General features: G+C 62.1%; 9 protein-coding genes. 3 read left to right on the forward strand and 6 right to left on the reverse strand.

Features of this window, described 5'->3' with window-relative positions; all coding sequences use genetic code 11:
• Position 1: 1 nt before the first annotated feature.
• A complete protein-coding gene (gene katG / locus ACKLNA_RS26780) occupies positions 2-2,275 on the reverse strand; it encodes a catalase/peroxidase HPI (protein WP_408987630.1) in 2,274 nt (757 codons plus the stop codon).
• Between the two features lie 359 nt (positions 2,276-2,634).
• Here katG and ACKLNA_RS26785 point away from each other — a divergent pair, with 359 nt between their 5' ends.
• The gene (locus ACKLNA_RS26785) at positions 2,635-4,665 is read left to right on the forward strand and encodes a TonB-dependent receptor (RefSeq protein WP_408987631.1); all 2,031 of its coding nucleotides are present in this window, start codon (positions 2,635-2,637) and stop codon (positions 4,663-4,665) included.
• A gap of 57 nt (positions 4,666-4,722) precedes the next feature.
• Here the strand turns inward: ACKLNA_RS26785 and ACKLNA_RS26790 are convergent, their stop codons facing one another.
• The gene (locus ACKLNA_RS26790) at positions 4,723-6,933 is read right to left on the reverse strand and encodes an LTA synthase family protein (protein ID WP_408987632.1); all 2,211 of its coding nucleotides are present in this window, start codon (positions 6,931-6,933) and stop codon (positions 4,723-4,725) included.
• Positions 6,934-7,267: 334 nt separating this feature from the next.
• Here ACKLNA_RS26790 and ACKLNA_RS26795 point away from each other — a divergent pair, with 334 nt between their 5' ends.
• Positions 7,268-7,843 (forward strand): hypothetical protein, encoded by a 576-nt coding sequence (locus ACKLNA_RS26795; protein ID WP_408987633.1) that lies wholly within the window; start codon positions 7,268-7,270, stop codon positions 7,841-7,843.
• Positions 7,844-7,972: 129 nt separating this feature from the next.
• Here ACKLNA_RS26795 and ACKLNA_RS26800 read toward each other — a convergent pair whose 3' ends face one another.
• The 4 genes from ACKLNA_RS26800 to ACKLNA_RS26815 all read right to left on the reverse strand — a co-directional run bounded on the left by ACKLNA_RS26800 (position 7,973) and on the right by ACKLNA_RS26815 (position 11,481).
• Positions 7,973-8,452 (reverse strand): copper chaperone PCu(A)C, encoded by a 480-nt coding sequence (locus ACKLNA_RS26800; protein WP_085708576.1) that lies wholly within the window; start codon positions 8,450-8,452, stop codon positions 7,973-7,975.
• Positions 8,452-9,057 (reverse strand): SCO family protein, encoded by a 606-nt coding sequence (locus ACKLNA_RS26805; protein ID WP_119426602.1) that lies wholly within the window; start codon positions 9,055-9,057, stop codon positions 8,452-8,454. The genes ACKLNA_RS26800 and ACKLNA_RS26805 overlap by 1 nt, the downstream gene beginning before the upstream one ends.
• Positions 9,058-9,213: 156 nt before the next feature.
• Positions 9,214-10,626, reverse strand: a complete 1,413-nt coding sequence (locus tag ACKLNA_RS26810) for an efflux transporter outer membrane subunit (RefSeq protein WP_408987634.1) — start codon at positions 10,624-10,626, stop codon at positions 9,214-9,216.
• Positions 10,627-10,686: 60 nt separating this feature from the next.
• A complete protein-coding gene (locus ACKLNA_RS26815; RefSeq protein ID WP_085708573.1) occupies positions 10,687-11,481 on the reverse strand; it encodes a helix-turn-helix transcriptional regulator in 795 nt (264 codons plus the stop codon).
• Between the two features lie 492 nt (positions 11,482-11,973).
• On the opposite strand from ACKLNA_RS26815, the gene ACKLNA_RS26820 reads away from it, so the two are divergent.
• A complete protein-coding gene (locus ACKLNA_RS26820; RefSeq protein WP_408987635.1) occupies positions 11,974-18,384 on the forward strand; it encodes an amino acid adenylation domain-containing protein in 6,411 nt (2,136 codons plus the stop codon).
• The last annotated feature ends 156 nt before the right edge of the window (positions 18,385-18,540 follow it).

The following is an 18,540-nucleotide window of genomic DNA, read 5'->3' on the forward strand; positions in this document are numbered from 1 at the left end:
ACTATTGGCGCAAATCAAACCGGTCCAGATCCATCACCTTCGCCCACGCGGCAACGAAGTCGTTGACGAACTGCTCCTTCGCGTCGGAACTGGCATACACCTCGGCCAGCGCCCGCAGTATCGCGTTGGAGCCGAACACCAGATCGACGCGCGTTCCTGTCCATTTCACATTGCCGGTCTTGCGGTCGCGACCTTCGAACTCGTCCGCCGCCTTGGAGGTCGGTTTCCATTCCACGCCCATGTCCAGCAGGTTGCGGAAGAAGTCGTTGGTCAGGGCGCCAGGCTTGTCGGTGAACACCCCGTGCTTCGTTTTGCCGACGTTGGTGTCCAGTACACGCAGACCGCCAACCAGCACAGTGAGCTCTGGCGCCGAAAGCGTCAGCAGCTGCGCCTTGTCGATCAGCAACGCTTCGGCCGGCACGCGATAGGTGCTGGCGGCGTAGTTGCGGAAGCCATCGGTGTGCGGTTCAAGGAAGCCGAACGATTCGACGTCGGTTTGTTCCTGAGTCGCATCGGTGCGCCCCGGATTGAACGGCACGGTCACCGTGTGCCCGGCGTTTTTCGCCGCTTGTTCGACACCGGCATTACCCGCCAGCACGATCAGGTCCGCCAGCGAGACTTGCTTGCCTGCCGCCCCGGCGTTGAACTCGTTCTGAATGCCTTCGAGGACTTTCAGCACCTTGTCCAGTAGCTCCGGCTGATTGGCCTGCCAGAATTTCTGCGGTGCCAGACGCAGACGCCCGCCGTTGGCGCCGCCGCGTTTGTCCGAACCACGGAAGGTGGACGCGGCCGCCCAGGCGGTGGAGACCAGCTCCGAAACGGACAGCCCCGACGCCAGCACTTTGCCTTTCAACGCCCTGATATCGCTGTCGTCGATCAGCGGATGGCTGGCCTCGGGAATCGGGTCTTGCCACAACAGTTCTTCCTGCGGCATTTCCGGGCCGAGATAGCGCGACAGCGGGCCCATGTCGCGGTGGATCAGTTTGTACCAGGCGCGGGCGAAGGCGTCGGCCAGTTGATCGGGATTGGCCAGGAAGCGCCGCGAAATCTTCTCGTAGGCCGGGTCGAAGCGCAGGGCCAGGTCAGAGGTGAGCATCGTCGGGTCGATGCGTTTGTTCGGGTCATGGGCATGGGGAATGGTGCCGGCCCCGGCGCCGTTTTTCGGTTTCCACTGGTGGGCACCGGCCGGGCTCTTGGTCAGTTCCCACTCGAAGCCGAACAGGTTTTCCAGGTAATTGTTGCTCCATTTGGTCGGGGTGGTGGTCCAGGTCACTTCCAGACCGCTGGTGATGGTGTCGCCACCCTTCCCGGTACCGAAGGTGCTTTTCCAGCCCAGGCCTTGTTCTTCCAAACCGGCGGCTTCCGGTTCCGGGCCGACGTTATCGGCCGGGCCGGCACCGTGGGTCTTGCCGAAGGCGTGGCCGCCAGCGATCAGGGCGACGGTTTCTTCGTCGTTCATGGCCATGCGGCCGAAGGTTTCACGAATGTCCCGGGCCGAGGCCACCGGGTCGGGATTGCCCTCGGGACCTTCCGGGTTCACGTAGATCAGGCCCATCTGCACAGCGGCCAGCGGGTTTTCCAGATTGCGTTCGCCCTGGTTGGTGCGGCTCTGTTCATGGCCGTGTTCGTCAGGTTCGGCGACCAGGGTGCCGTCGCCCGGTTCCTGCATGGCTTCGGGGTGTTTGCCGTAACGGGTGTCACCGCCCAGCCAGGTGTTTTCCGAACCCCAGTACACATCTTCGTCCGGCTCCCACACATCGGGACGTCCGCCGGAAAATCCGAAAGTCTTGAAGCCCATCGACTCCAGCGCGACGTTGCCGGTGAGGACGATCAGGTCGGCCCAGGAAATATTGCGGCCATACTTCTGTTTGATCGGCCACAGCAGGCGCCGGGCCTTGTCGAGGCTGACGTTGTCCGGCCAGCTGTTGAGCGGAGCAAAACGTTGCTGGCCGGAGCCGGCGCCACCACGGCCGTCAGCGGTGCGATAAGTGCCGGCGCTGTGCCAGGCCATGCGGATGAAGAGCGGGCCGTAATGGCCGAAGTCGGCGGGCCACCAGTCCTGGGAGTCAGTCATCAGCGCCGTCAGATCGCGTTTCAGGGCCTGGAAATCCAGGCTTTTGAAAGCCTTGGCGTAGTCGAAGTCCTTGCCCAAAGGATCGGAGGCGGGCGAGTGCTGGCTCAGGATTTTCAGGTTCAGTTGATTCGGCCACCAATCGCGGTTCGTCGTGCCACCGCCGGCGGCGTGATTGAACGGGCATTTCGATTCATTTGCCATGTTCGGGTCCTTATCAGGTCTTCTGCGGCCGGCTCGTGCCGACTTCGGATTAGTAAGGCTAGACCCGACTGGGCAGGTCAGCTAATAGGCCGACTATTGGTGGCTGATAGGCAAAGTCTTTTACCGCTGTCTGTTCAGGACTTTTCGTAAGAAACGCAGGACGTGCTTGCGCAAGCGGCGAAACCGTGTGCTGAAAGACCCGTCCTTGAGCGGTTGTTGTAAACATCGGGCGAGAATCATGATGGCCATTGGAAATGTTATTGTATAACATAAAAATGATTTCATCTGATCGATGTCACTGACATGTCCGTGTGGCAGTGGCATCGATCCTTACCTTTCTGCCCTACGGAATACTAGAAATGTCAGCCCGTTTTCCCTCCTTCCCGCCAAGCCTGCTGGCCTCTGCGCTGCTGATCGCATCCCCCGCGTTCGCTGCCGAAACTCTCGAGCTGCAACCCCAAGTCATCACTGCCAATCCACTGGGCAGCCAGACCCTGGCTTCGCCCTCGACGGTGTTGAGCGGTGATGACCTGACGCTGCAGCAAAAGGGCAGCCTGGGTGAAACCCTGAACAAGCAGCCGGGCGTGTCGTCGTCCTACTTTGGGCCGGGCGCCAGTCGTCCGATCATTCGCGGACAGGATGGCGATCGCATTCGCATTCTGCGTAACGGCGTCGGCGCGCTCGATGCCTCGTCGCTGTCCTACGACCACGCGGTGCCGCTGGATCCGATCAACGTTGACCGCATCGAAATCGTCCGTGGCCCGGCCGCGTTGCTCTATGGCGGCAGCGCTATCGGCGGGGTCGTGAATACCTTCGACAACCGCATCCCGACCGAAGCCATCGACGGCATCCACGGTGCCGGCGAGCTGCGTTATGGCGGTGCCGACACCACCCGCAGCAGCGCGGGCAAACTCGAGGCCGGCAACGGTCAGTTCGCCTTGCACCTGGACGCCAGCGCCCGCGAGTTCAATGACCTGAAAATCCCCGGCTATGCCAAAAGCAGCCGCGAACGGGCGGGGGATGATGGCGATTCCAGCAAGCATCGCCTGGCCAACAGCGACGGTCGTCAGGACGGTGGCGCGGTGGGCGGGTCGTACACTTGGGATGACGGTTACGCGGGTCTGTCTTACAGCAACTACGACTCCAATTACGGCTCACCGGCCGAAGACGACGTGCGGATTCGCATGCAGCAGGAGCACTACGCGTTCGCCTCGGAAATCCGCAACCTCCAGGGGCCGTTCAGCTCGGTCAAGTTCGACGCCGGTTACACCGATTACCAGCACCGCGAAATCGAGGGCGGCGAGGTCGGCACCACGTTCAAGAACAAGGGCTACGAAGCGCGGGTCGAGGCCCGGCACCAGCCATTGGGGCCGTTCAACGGGGTGATTGGCGCGCAGGTCAGTCGCAATGAATTCTCGGCGCTGGGCGAAGAAGCCTTCGTGCCGCACACCGATACCAATGCCGGCGCAATGTTCATTCTGGAAGAGCTGCAAGCCACGGATCGCCTGCTGTTCACCCTCGGCGGCCGCCTGGAGCACACCACGGTCGACCCGGACGCCAAAGGCAACGAGCGCTTCGCCAATGCCGATCGCTCCAGCAGTTTCACCGCCGGCAGTCTGTCGTCCGGTGCGGTCTACACGCTGACGCCGGTCTGGTCGGTCGCCGCAACGCTGGGCTACACCGAGCGGGCACCGACGTTCTACGAGCTGTACGCCAACGGCGCTCACGTCGCCACCGGCACGTATGAAGTCGGGGATGCGGGTCTGTCGAAGGAGAAAGCCGTCTCCAGCGATCTGGCATTGCGTTTCGACAATGGCACGCACAAGGGCAGCGTCGGCGTGTTCTACAGCCACTTCTCCAATTACATCGGCCTGCTCGGCACCGGTCGCACGCTGAATGACGAAGGGGAAGAGGACGCCGGCGGCATTCCCGAATACGCCTATTCCGGTGTTCGCGCACGCTTCAGCGGCATCGAAGCCCAGGATCGCTGGCAGCTCGGCGAGAGCGCCTACGGCAAGTTCGCGCTGGAATTGTCGGGCGACTACACCCGCGCCAAGAACCTCGACAACGGTCAGGATCTGCCGCGCATCGCGCCTCTGCGCTTGAACACCGGGCTTTTGTGGGAGCTGGATCGCTGGCAGGCACGGATCGATGTGGAGCACGCCAGTTCCCAGCATCGGGTACCGGACAATGAAAGCAGCACCGATGGCTACACCACGCTGGGTGCGAATGTTGGGTATCACTTTGACGTCGGCCAGAGCAAATGGCTGGCCTTCGTCAATGCCGAGAACCTGACCAACCAGACCGTGCGCTACGCCAGCTCGATCCTGCGCGACATTGCGCCGGCAGAAGGGCGAAGCATTCAGGTGGGATTGCGCACTACCTTCTGATCGTTCCCCGCAATCTTTCGCCAGCGTCCCGCGAACCGCGGGACGCTGGCGTCGGCATCAGCTCGACTGAGCGGTGTCGTCTTCCGGGAGTTCCTCCCGCAGATCCTGTTGCCCCGGCAGCTCGGTGATCACGCTGAAATCCGTGACCTCCACCGCCCCCAGCCCATAACCCAGCAAGTGGAACGAGAAGGCCTTGCGCGGCTGCGGGTTGTCGAAGCTGAAATCCATTTCCAGCGGCTGGTCCGCCGTGGCGACCATTTCCGACGGCAGGCCCAGTTGCACGTCCTGCTCGAACTCCTTGGCCTTGAGCTGGATGTACGCCGCCTGCTGCGGGTCCATCGAGCGCACGGTCAGGCGCACGCGTGTGTGCGAGCCTTTGGGCATTTCCAGGTATTGCGCGCCGATCAGGTTGTCGGCCCAGTCATCCTTGATCTGCGCTTGCAGCGGGATGACGTTGTCGCTGCCGAACTGGTAGCGCTGGTTCAGCGGAGTGCGCAGCAGCGACAGGTCCAGCGCATCGGCGCGGGCCGCAATCTGCCGCGCATTCTGGCCGCTGGCATTGCCCTTGAACGTCGCGCTTTCGGCGATGAAACCTTCACTGGCGTAAGCCCGGCAGCGTCGCGGCATATCGCACTCGGTCAGGATGCCGTGGCCGTCGTAGTAGCGCAGTTTGCCGTTGGTGAACGACATGATTTCTCGTCCGGTGTCGTAGTCGCGAAACAGCGAACGGCCGCTGAGTGCGGCGGGCACCGGCAGGTCAAAGTAATCGAGGATCGATGCGCTCAAATCGACATGTCCGTAGACCCCGGCGTTCAGGTGCGGCAACTGCGCCTGTTCCGGTGCGAGGGTCAGGTTGAAGCCCCAGGACGAGGCGAGCCGCACGCCATCAATGCCATGGGATTCGTCCGAGGTGATCACCACCAGCGTGTCTTTCAGCACGCCCTGACGCTCGAGGCCGCTGAGGAACTGGTCCAAAGCGTCGTCCAGATAACCGACGGCGGCCTGTTTCGGCGTGTCGTAGCGCTGCAGGTAGTCTTCCGGCGCAGAGTAGGGCTGATGGGTGCCGACGGTCAGCAGGGTCAGCATCCAGGGTTTTTTCTGTTTCTTCAGTTGGCCGACGTAACCCAGCGCGCCTTCGAAGAAGGCCTTGTCGTCCTTGCCCCACGGGAATTCCAGGTAGTTGGCGTTGGTGAACCACTCCAGGCCATGGGTCGCATCGAAGCCGATGTGCGGCATGATCTTGTCTTTGGCCATGAAGCGCAGGCCGGCGCCTTGCAGGTAGTGGGTGGTGAAACCGTGCTGACGCAACTGGGCCGGCAGGCAGGCCTGGTTGCGTTCGTTCTGGGTCAGCATTTCCACGCCTTTGGGCGTGCCGTTGTTCAACTTGTCGTAATCGCCGCAAAGCATGGCGTACAGGCCGCGAATGGTCTGGTGCGTGTGCAGCACGTAGTCCGGCGTGTTCATGCCGCGCTCGGCCCAGCGGCTGAGTTTGGGCATCAGGTCTTCCTGATAATGACTGCCGATGGCCTCGCGATTGGCGCGGATGTAGGCGCCGGGAATGCCTTCTACGGCAACGATCAGCACGTTGCGCGCCTGACCTTTTGCGGCCAGTAACGAGTGGCCATTCAAGTCGAGGTCGGTGAGACCGGCCATTGATGGAGCAGGTGCATCGCTGCCACCTTCCAGCCATTCTTCGGCCTGCATCTGTGCGTCGGCGACCTGGGTGGCGAGCAATTGGTGAGGCAGGTTGTACAGGCGCCATGGGTCGGCGTCGCTCGGCGAAAGATTCTGTGCGCCCCAATGGGCGGCAAACAGCAACACCGGTGCCGACCACACGGCGCGGGGCAACGCCGGCGCCAGCGTTCCGCGGTTTGCCCACTGCGTCGCGAGCCACAGCAACAGCGCCAGCAGCAATGCACCGGCCACTCCCGGATGGGCGAAGCCGCCGCCGGTGGAGTTCTCGACGAATTGCGGGTCGATCAGGTAATGCAAATCCTGGGGATTGGGCAGGCGCCCGACCGCGCTGACCAGTTCTGCCGTCGCCACCGCCAGCAAACCCCAGAAAACCAGCACCGGCAGGCCCAGCCACCACGGTCGTCGATGCAACAGAACCACCAGCAGACTGCCGATGGCCAGGTCCGACAGATAGCCGAACAGGCTCGACCAGCCGAGTGCCGCACGCAGGCACACCGGTACGATCAGTACCAGAAAAACCAGAGAAAGAAGACGGGCGTCGGGGTGCCGAAGCCGTTGAAAAAGAGCGCTCACAAAAAAAGACCTTCCAGCCATCAAACCGTCATAAAAGTGTGCGCGATGATACCAAGGGTGGGCTGTCTGATCGCCTTTTTAAACACGAGGCTGATCTGCTTGCCAAAGCGCGGCACAGGGCCTGAAGTCGTGACCGGCGTTCGTGTCAGCCCGATTGCGGCAAATGAACGGGGAGCCATCGACGGCAGATTTATTGTTTCAGGCTGTTTAAGGCTTGCAGTCGCAGGGCCGCTCTCGCCGGGTTTCTGGACAGGGTAGTGGCCACTCAGTAGCATTCGGGGCCCAATGTATTTTCCCTTTACGTATCGTTCTGCAGGGATCTCAAGGAATTGCCATGAAGGATTATGTCTTCGATAACATCGTGATCGAGTTCTGGGAGACGGTAGGGAAGGTTGTTCGCGCCGATCAACTCAGCGAACCACGTCACCGGGAAGAGGATGTGATCTGGGTCCGGGACGAGGAGGGCGATGAGAGTGCGATTGACATTTCACGCTTGAATTTCCAGGTTCGTCCAGGTGATGAGGTCCAGATTATTTCTGCCTCGACCGAAACGACCGACGACATTATTTATGCGCTTCTGCGTAATTGCCGCAACGGTGACGCGGGTTTGCTGGATGATGGCGAATACATCTACACGGAACTTGTCGAGGCAAAACCGAGCAGCACACCTTTCTGGATTGCACTGCTGCTGGGGTCTGTTGGAACCTGGTTTTTCGCGGGCTGGGGCCTGTTGATCGGTATTGCTTTCTACATTTTTGTGCGAATAGAGAAAAAACTGCGCAAGCAGCGTTTGATCGCGGGTTTGCTGGAACATGTCCAGAAGCTTGATCGGCAGAACGTTTCCCGGTCGGTCGTTCACTACGCATTGGCCCGTAATCTTGAAGAAACGCAGCCTCATGAAGACAACTGACCTGTCGCTGCGCGTATCCACTGGCAATGCTGATTTGAGATAAGCGAAGCGACACACGCTAAAAACAAAAAAACGGGACAGTCTGATTGTCGATCAGTCTGTCCCGTTTTTTGTTACCGCAAAGTCAGATCAATGCATCTTGCTGTGATCGTGGCCTTCCATGTTGGTCAGCGAGCGTACTGGCGCCTGCACTTCAATGGCTTGTTTTTCGCCCTTGGCGTTTTCCACAGTCAGGGTCAGCGGCACGGTTTCGCCTTCCTTCAGTTGACCGTTCAGGCCCATCAGCATTACGTGGTAGCCGTTCGGATCGAACTTCACAGCCTTGCCGGCCGGCAGGTCGACCGAGTTGACCGGGCCCATGCTCATCACGTCGTTCTTCATGGTCATTTCATGAATCTGTACGTCCTTGGCCACCGGCGAGGCAACGCTCAGCAGCTTGCTGTCGCTGTCGGCGGTGACGGTCATGAACGCGCCGCTGGCCGACTGGTTTGGCACGGTTGCACGGACCCAGGCGTCATCGACCCTGGTCTGCGCCGAAACCTGGAAGGCCAGGCCCAGCAGGGACAGGCCCAGTGCGGCACGTTTGATGTTGTTCAGGAAAGGGTTCATCAGCAGACCTCCATGACGGTTTGCAAATCTTCCGTGCACTCTTGTGCAGAAAGCGATTGGGACAGACCCACGCGCAGGTTGCCGCGGGTGTCGTAGACATAACTGGTGGACGTGTGCGACAGGGTGTAGGTGTCGCCGGCAGGGACTTTTTCGTAGAAGACGTCGAATTCCTTGGCGGTGGCCTTGGTTTCCTCGAGGGTGCCGTAGAGGGCGACGAAGCTCGGGTCGAAGGTCTTGACGTAGGCGTCGAGGATTTCGGGTGTGTCGCGTTCCGGGTCGAGGGTGATGAACACCACCTGCAGGATGTCGCCATCCTTGCCCATCAGCTTCTTGATTTTCGCCGCGCGGGCCAGGGTCGTCGGGCAGACGGCCGGGCATTGGGTGAAACCGAAGAAAATCATCGGCATCAGGCCGCGAAAGCTCGACAGCGTCACGGTGTTGCCTTCGGTGTCCTTGAGCTTGAAGGTGCGTCCGAGGATCTTGTCGCTCAGATCCTTGCCGTACTTGTACGACAGTTGGCCACGGGTGTCGCAGCCGGCGAGCAGGCCCAGACCGAGCACGCCCATTCCCGCAAGCACCTTGCGGCGAGTCAACAAAGCCGTCATCTAATACCGCCTTTTGCAGCCCGCCGGTCAGCGAGACAGGCGGGGGGTTAACCGTAAAAGCGGCGCATGATACCAAAATGAACCGGCAGGTCGGTTTTTGATCACCGACGGATGTCAGATCTGGCGACAAAAGGTGTAAGAAAACATGACCTGCGGTTATTGCGGCGACGGTTCGACCGGGCTCCAGCTACCGCCCAGTGCGGTGTACAGGTTCACTTGCGCCACCAGTTGTGCCAACCGGTCGGAGATCAGACCTTGCTGCGAACTGAACAGCGAACGCTGGGCATCGAGAAACGTCAGGCTGCTGTCGACACCGGTCCGGTAGCGGTGCTGTGCCATGTTGTAGTAGTCCTGAGTCGCCTGCACCAGATCGCGCTGGGCCTGGAGTTGTTGCTGATAGGTTTCCCGCGCGGCAAGACCGTCGGACACTTCCTGAAAGGCGGTCTGAATGGTCTTTTCGTATTCGGCGACGGTGATGTCCTTCTGCAGCTTCGCGTAATCGAGGCTGGCGCGCAGGCTGCCGGCGTTGAAGATCGGCAGGTTGATCTGCGGCTGGAAGGTCCAGGCGCCGGAGCCGCCCTTGAACAATCCCGACAGCTCCCGACTCGACGTGCCGGCATTGGCGGTCAGGCTGACACTGGGGAAAAACGCCGCCCGGGCCGCGCCGATATTGGCGTTGGCAGCTTTCAGCTTGTATTCGGCCTGGAGAATGTCCGGCCTGCGTTGCAGCAGATCCGACGGCAATCCGGCTGGTACTTGCGCAACCAGATCACTGGCCAGTGGACGTGCCGGCAGAGTCTCCGGAACCGGTGCACCGACCAGCAGCGTCAGGCTGTTCAAGTCCTGGGCCACCTGTCGCTGATAGCGGGCAAGACTGGCACGAGTGCTGTCGACGCTGGTCTGCGCCTGGATCTGGTCCAGCGCCGAGGACTTGCCGGCCTCGCGATTGCGGGTGGTCAGGTGCAGGCTTTTCTCGTCGGCGGCCAGGGTTTCCTGGGCCAGGGCCAGCAACTCCTGGTCGGCGCGCCAGGTCAGGTAGGCGTTGGCGACGTTGGCCACCAGGCTCAATTGCGCGCTGCGCCGGGCTTCTTCGGTGGCCAGCCAGCTCATCAAGGCCTGTTCGCTGAGGCTGCGGACCCGGCCGAAAAAATCCAGTTCGTAGGCGCTGATGCCGAGGTTCGCCGAGTAGGTCGAGGTGATTGCCGCTTTGGTTTTGGTCACGCTCGCCGGCACCCGTTGGCGCAGCTCATTGGCATTGGCTGAAACCGCCGGCAGCAGGTCGGCACGCTGAATGCGGTACTGGGCCTGGAAGGCTTCAACGTTCAGCGCGGCAACCCGCAAGTCGCGGTTATTGACCAGTGCGCTTTCAATCAGCTGTTGCAACGCCGGGTCATTGAACAGCCCGCGCCAGTCCTCGACAGCGGTCGTGGTCCGGGTTGGCACAGGGTAGGCGGGGCCTTTTGGATACTGCGCCGCGCTGGGTGACGCCGGACGCTGGTAATCGGGAATCAGCGAGCAGCCGCCCATCAGCAACGCCATGGACAGCAGGGAGATCGGCAACCTGGACATCAAACAGCCTCGTTCACAAATAGGAGTGGGCGCGAAGGCCCGTGATGAGAAAACGCCGGATCAGGCCCCGGCCATCCATTTCGCCAGACCGTGACGCCCACTGACCCCGAGTTTGGCCGCCGCGCGCTTGAGGTAGGTCTCGATCGAGCTGTTCTTGACCCGCAACCTTTCGGCCATCTGCGGCACGGTGCCGCCGGTCAGCAGGCCCAGGCAGACTTCCTTCTCACGAACTGACAGGGTGATGTCGCCCAGTGCCAGGCGCTCGTCGAACACCTGTTGCAACGGTGTCTGCTCTTGATCGGCCTGAAGTGGGCGCGGTTGCCGGGCGATGATTTGCCGACGGATCTGCGCGTGACGCTCGATCAATGGCAGCAGGGTGTCGGACAGGCTTTTGAGAAACGACAGCTCCGGCAGGGAAAACACCCGGTGCGTGTGAGGGCGACAGAACGAGATGACGCAGCGGCGGTTGGAGGTGCGTGACACCAGATTGCACTGGTGGACGCTGTGGTGCGGGTGTCGTTGCTGCAGCGAGGCCTTGAGTTGAATCAGCAGCGAGTCATTCATCTCGATCATCTTCTGCAACAGTGGATGATCGTCCTGACATTGCAGCGGGTCCGGGGGCGGGAAGGTATCTGGCAAACCGGCGCTGCCCAGGGCCTTGATCTCGACCACGCTGGCCTCGCGCTCGTCGAGTGTCCATTCGCTGAGATCCACCCGGTTGACCGGCACCAGGGTGTCGACCAACTGAAACATGTTGGAGGCGAATCGTTCGTTCCCCGTACTGGCGATCAGCTCGCCCAGTTGCCAGTAGAAGTGCGGGTTTTCCATGTTGCGAAGACTGCCGGTCAGATTCATATCCTTGTCATCCCTGATTTAAAGCCATTGCCGAATCATCTGCCGTGCATACACCTGTGAAGCCGCCAACCCAGCGTTTCTCCTTGAAATCGATCTGGAGCAGGATTTAAGCCTATGCATTTGTCCTACGTCTGTAGGGGAAAACGGGGACACAAAGTGCCACCATTTCCGAAAAAATGGCGTCACGTTTCTGTCAGATCAATGTGTAAGGACTCGTGGTCCGTGACTGTACGGTCTAGTGGGAACCCCGAAAACCGGGGCTCGTAACGCCGCGTCCCACATTTGCGAGGCGCTGGTCGGTAGCAGTGTGTGGCGATTGTCCTACAGGATTTTCAGCCATTTCTTTCCGAACTTTTGAGGGAATAACTGACTTGTCCGGGGCTGACGACCCTCAGGGCGGGGCAAAGAGGGGGGAGTTGTCCGGGTTTCACGTGTCATGCGGGTTTCGGGGCCGATGCTTGAATACGCGCCAAATCACATGAGACGGATCTTATGAACCAATTTGCTGCCGATGCGGCGGACGGTCTGTCCGCGATTTCCGAAGCCTTCCCGCTGACCGCTGCCCAGCGTGACATCTGGCTCGATCAACTGCGTCAGGGGGATTCGCCGGTGTACAACATCGGTGGTTATGTCGAGATGACCGGCGCCCTTGACCCTGCGTTGATGCATGCGTCCCTTGAAGGCCTCGTGGCCCGGCATGACGCCCTGCGCACCAGCCTGCTGCTGGGTGCCGGTGAGCACGGTCTGCCGTTGCAGCGTTTTGCGCCATCGATGCCGGTGCCGATGCCGTTCCATGACTTCAGTGCCCATCCCGAGCCCGAGGCTGCGGCGCGCCGGTTGACCCAGGAGCGCATCGAACAGCCGTTCACGCTGGACGGCGGGCCGCTGTTCCGTTTCTGCCTGATCCGTCTCGATGACCGCTGCCACTGGTTTTCGCTCCAGGCCCACCACCTGATTGTCGATGGCTGGGGCTTTGGCGAAATGCTCAAGTCCCTCGACGAGATCTACAACGCCCTGGCGCTCGGGCAACAGCCGCCGGATTCGGCGCCGTCCTATGTCGACTTCATCCATGACGACGCACGGTATTACGAGTCCGCCCGCTATGCGCGTGACCGAGCGTACTGGCTGGAAAAATACCGGCATCTTCCCGAACCGCTGTTATTGCCGCGCTATCAGGAACGCTTTGCCGGCGCGACGGCACCGACGCGGATTTACTCGCAGGTCTTTCCGGCCCGCTTTCACGACCGTATGAAGCAGGTGGCCGCAGAGTACGGGGCTTCGGCGTTGCACTTTCTGCTGGCGGCGATGCATGTGTACTACAGCCGCATCGGCCAGCGTGATGAATGGGTGGTGGGCTTGCCGTTGCTCAATCGGTCCGGGGCCCGTTTCAAGTCGACCCTGGGGCTGTTCACCCAGGTCAGCGCCGTGCGCATGGGGTTCGGGCGCGAGCTGGCGTTCGGCGCGCTGGTCAAGGCCGTTCGCGATGAGCTGAAACAGGATTTCCGCCATCAGCGTTTTCCTCTGAGTGAGATGAACCGGGCGCTGGGCCTGCTGCGCGAGGATCGTTCACAGCTGTTCGAAGTGACCGTCTCCTACGAGCGGGACGCCCATGAATACCGGTACGGAGAGGCCCGGGGGCGGGTGGTCAAAGTGTCCAACCATGAAGAGGGCACGCCGCTGTCCGTGCACCTGTTGAGCAGCCGAGGCGACGAAGAGGACAGTTTGTACATGGTGTACAACGAGGCCTACTTTGACGCGGATGAAATCGCGGCGCTGTGCGGCCGATTGCTGTGGGTGCTGGAGCAGGGGCTTGAAAATACTTCGCTGGCGGTTGGCGATTTCAGTCTGAACCTGTCAGCCGAGTCGACCTTGCTGCAAGAGTGGAATGACACCCGCGCCGATTACCCCGACGGGCTGACCCTCCATCAGCGAATCGAAGCGCAAGCGGCGATGCGGCCGGATGCGGTGGCAGCAGAATCCCAGGGACAACGACTGACCTATGCCGAACTGAACCGAAAGGCCAACGCCTTGGCCCATCATTTGATCGGGCTCGGTGTGCAACCCGATGACCGCGTGGCGCTGGTCGCCCGCCGAGGGCTGGACACCTTGGTCGCGTTGCTGGCAATCCTCAAGTCCGGCGCCGGTTATGTGCCGGTCGATCCGGCCCATCCTGCGGAACGTTTGAGCTATTTATTGAGCGACAGCGCGCCGGTCGTGGTCCTGACCCAGCGCAATCTGCGTGAACGTCTGCCGGTGCTGAATGTGCCGGTGATCGACATCGACCCGCGCTCTTGGCCGGTCAATGATCTCAACCCCGAGGTCTCGGGCCTGACCAACGCGCACCTGGCCTACGTGATCTACACCTCTGGTTCCACCGGCCAGCCCAAAGGCGTGATGGTCGAACATCGGACCCTGTCGAATCTGGTGGACTGGCATTGCACGGCTTTCGACCTGGGCGCGGGTTGCCACACCTCAAGCCTGGCCGGCTTCGGCTTCGACGCCATGGCCTGGGAAGTCTGGCCTGCGCTATGTGTCGGCGCGACCCTGCACCTGGCGCCGTCCCGTGACGGTGGCGAAGACATCGACGCGCTGCTCGACTGGTGGCGCGCGCAACCGCTGGACGTGAGTTTCCTGCCAACGCCGATTGCCGAGTACGCCTTCAGTCGCCACCTCGAACATCCGACGTTGCGCACCCTGCTGATCGGCGGTGATCGCCTGCGCCAGTTCAATCGCGAGCAAACGTTCGAGGTGATCAACAACTACGGCCCGACCGAGGCCACCGTGGTTGCCACCTCGGGCCGACTCGAGCCGGGCCGGACGCTGCACATCGGTAAACCCGTGAGCAACGCCACGACCTATCTGCTGGATGACCGACAGCGACCGGTGCCGATTGGCGTGGCCGGTGAGGTGTACGTCGGTGGTGCCGGGGTGGCGCGGGGTTACTTCAACCGCCCGGAACTGACCGCCGAACGCTTTCTTGACGATCCGTTCAGCCACCAGCCCAACGCGCGGATGTACCGCACTGGTGACCTCGCACGCTGGCGCCCGGACGGCACCATCGAATATCTGGGCCGCAACGACGATCAGGTGAAAATCCGTGGTGTACGCATCGAACCCGGCGAAATCGAAGCCGCGTTGAGCAGTCATGAATCGGTGCGCGATGCGGTGGTGCAGGTGCGCGACGGGCAGTTGCTGGCCTGGTTCACCGAACACCAGTCGCTGGACATCACGCAGCTGCATGCCCATCTGCAAACCCGTCTGCCGAGCGCGATGCTGCCATCGGCCTACGTGCGCTTGACGGCGTTGCCCCTGACCGCCAACGGCAAACTGGATCGTCAGGCGTTGCCGGTACCGGGGCCGGAGGCGTTGATCCGCCGCGAGTACGAAGCGCCGCAAGGCGACGTCGAAATCCTCCTGGCGCAGATCTGGGCCGAGGTGCTGCAAGTCGAAAAGGTCGGGCGTCACGATCACTTCTTCGAGCTGGGCGGGCATTCGTTGCTGGCGGTCAATCTGATCGAGCGCATGCGCCAGCTCGGCATGAGCAGCGACGTGCGCGTGCTGTTCGGCCAGCCGACCCTGGCGGCGCTGGCAGCGTCGGTAGGCAGTGGTCGTGAAGTCGAAGTGCCGGCCAACCGCATTCCGCAGGGTTGCACGCAGATCACCCCGGACCTGTTGCCGTTGGTCGAGCTGGATCAAACCACCCTCGACCGGATCATCGCCACCGTGCCGGGCGGCGCGGCCAACGTGCAGGACATTTATCCGCTGGCGCCGTTGCAGGAAGGCATCCTTTATCACCACATCACCGCCGCGCAGGGTGATCCGTACCTGCTGCAATCGCAGCTGGCGTTCGACAGCGTCGAGCGGGTCGAGGCCTATGCGGCCGCGCTGCGTCAGGTCATGGCGCGGCACGACATCCTGCGCACCGCCGTGGTCTGGGAAGGCTTGACCACGCCGGTGCAGGTGGTCTGGCGCCAGGCTGAATTGCCGGTGCAGGAAATCATGCTCGACCCGGCCGAGGGCGATGTCCTCGCGCAGTTGCATGAGCGCTTCGATGCCCGGCGTTATCGCATCGACGTCAGTCAGGCGCCGCTGATACGGCTGATGTATGCCCGCGATCCGGCCCATGGGCGGATCGTGGCGATTCTGTTGTTCCATCACCTGGCGCTGGATCACATCGCCCTGGAAGTCTTGCGCCATGAAATGCGCGCCAACCTGCTGGGGCAGGGCGAGCCGTTGCCGCCAGCGGTGCCGTATCGCAATTACGTGGCCCAGACCCGGCTCGGTGTCAGCGAGCAGGAACATGAAGCGTTTTTCCGCGAAATGCTCGCCGACATCGACGAGCCGACCTTGCCGTTCGGTTTGCAGGACGTACAGGGCGACGGGCGCGGTATCGACGAAACCGTGCGAACCCTTGCGCCTGAACTGGACCGCCGCTTGCGCCAGCAAGCGCGGCAGGCAGGCGTCAGCGTGGCCAGCCTGATTCATCTGGCCTGGGCGCAGGTGCTGGCGGCGACCTCGGGACAGGAACGTGTGGTGTTCGGCAGCGTTTTCATGGGCCGCATGCAGGGCGGCGAGGGCGCGGACCGGGCGCTCGGGGTGTTCATCAACACGTTGCCTTTGCGAGTGGACATGGACCGAGGCGCGCGTGATGCCGTGCTGCTGACCCACGCCCGACTGACCGACTTGCTCGGGCACGAACATGCGTCACTGGCGCTGGCCCAGCGTTGCAGCGGCGTCGCGTCACCGGCACCGCTGTTCAGTGCGTTGCTCAACTATCGGCATACCGACCTTGAGGTGCAGGAATCGGCGGCGGATCCGGCTTGGCAAGGCATCCAGACCCTGGACAACGAAGAACGCACCAACTATCCGCTGACCTTGAGCGTCGATGACCTGGGCAGCGCCTTGCAGATCACCACGCGAACCCTGATCAGCATCGGCGCCCGGCGCATCGGCGACTACGTGCAAACCGCGTTGCAGGCGCTGGTCGATGCGCTGGAGCAGACACCGCAACAGCCGCTGAATCGCTTGCCGATCCTGCCGGCGGCGGAGCTTGAACAACTGCTGGTCGAGTTCAATGCCAGCGAAGTCGATTGCCCGATGGATCAGCCGCTGCAAACCTTGTTCGAACAGCAGGCGCAACGTCGTCCCGACGCCATCGCCTTGCAGGCCGGTGAACAACAGCTGACGTATCGCCAGTTGAATGAGCAGGCCAACCGCTTGGCGCATCATCTACGCGAGCAAGGTGTGCAACCGGATTCCCGGGTGGCGATCTGTGTCGAGCGCAGCCTGGATCTGATAGTCGGCCTGCTGGGCATTCTCAAGGCGGGCGGCGCGTATGTGCCGCTGGATCCCGACTATCCGCTGGAACGCCTGCATTACATGTTGCAGGACAGCACCCCGGTGGCGGTGCTGGTACACGAGGCCACCCGCAATCTGCTGGCTGATCCCGGTGTGCCGGTCATCGATTTCGACCGTTGCACCTGGCAGGACGCGTCCGCCGACAATCAGCAAATACCGGGTTTGAGCGCTGCGAACCTGGCCTACATGATCTACACCTCGGGTTCCACCGGCACGCCGAAGGGCGTGATGATCGAGCACCGCAGCGCCTGCAACATGGTGCACTGGGGTTCGCAGATCAGCCCACCGACCGGGCACGGCGCGCTGTTGCAGAAGGCGCCGTTCAGCTTCGACAGTTCGGTGTGGGAGATTTTCTGGCCGCTGTGTTCCGGCCTGCGGCTGGTGCTGGCGCGTCCCGACGGCAACCGCGATTCGGCCTATGTGACCCAGGTGATTCGCGAACGGCAGATTACCGTGGTCAAGTTCGTGCCGGCGCTGCTGCAACAGTTCATCGAGCAGGACGATGTCAGCCAGTGCACCAGCCTGACCGACGTGCTCAACGGTGGCGGTGAACTGACTGCCGCACTGGCGCGGCGCGTCCGCGAGCGCCTGCCATGGGTGCGTCTGCATAACGTTTACGGCCCGACCGAAACCACGGTCGACAGCACCGGCTGGACGCTGGAACCGGATCAACCGGTGCCGGAAGCGGTGGTGCCAATCGGCAAGGCGTTGAGCAACACCCGGCTCTACGTGCTGGATGCCCACGACCAACCGGTGCCATTCGGTGTCAGCGGTCACTTGCACATCGGCGGGGTCGGAGTCGCGCGGGGTTACCTGGGACTGCCGGACATGCAGGCCGAGCGCTTCATCGACAGCCCGTTCGTGGCCGGTGATCGCCTGTATCGCACCGGCGATCTGGTGCGCTACCGGGCGGACGGCAACCTCGAATTCCTCGGGCGCAACGACTTCCAGATCAAGTTGCGCGGCCTGCGTCTGGAACCGGGGGAAATCGAGGCGCGGCTGATCGAGCATCCGGCGGTGCGTGAAGCCGTGGTGTTGGTGCGCGACGAACGACTGGTGGCGTATTTCACCGTGCGTGAAGGCTTCGACGCGCCACCCATCGAAAGCTTGCGCGCCCACGTGCTGGAGCGCTTGCCGGAGTACATGGCGCCAGGCGCCTACGTGAAGCTCGATGCGTTGCCCCTGACCCCCAACGACAAGGTCGACCGCAAGGCCTTGCCGGCACCGGGGGCAGAGGCGGTGCTCAGTCGTCGCTACGAGGCGCCCGAGGGCGAAGTCGAAATCCGGCTGGCGCAGATCTGGGCCGAGGTACTGCAACTGGAGCAGGTCGGACGCAACGATCACTTCTTCGAACTCGGCGGGCATTCGTTGCTGGCGGTCAGTCTGGTGGCGCGCATGCGTCAGGCCGGGCTGCACGTCGATGCCCGCACGCTGTTCAGTCAGCCGACCCTGGCGGCGCTGGCGGCCCAGACTTCGGCGCAAGCCAGGCAGGTTGAAGTCCCGCAAACCACCATACCGACGCTCAACCGCAAACGCCGGCTCTGAGCCGACATCGGCGTCGATTCGCGGTTCCCGTGGATCGACGCCATGACTGGCCGGTCACGGGGCTTGTCCCCGCTTCCCATGTCAGACACCCAAGCCCCGATGTTTTAGTTTTTCCGGGCTGCGCGTGGCCGCACGGATTCGCCGCTGCGCGCTCCT

It is taken from the genome of Pseudomonas sp. UV AK001 (genome assembly GCF_046097675.1).
Taxonomy (GTDB): Bacteria; Pseudomonadota; Gammaproteobacteria; order Pseudomonadales; family Pseudomonadaceae; genus Aquipseudomonas; species Aquipseudomonas kribbensis.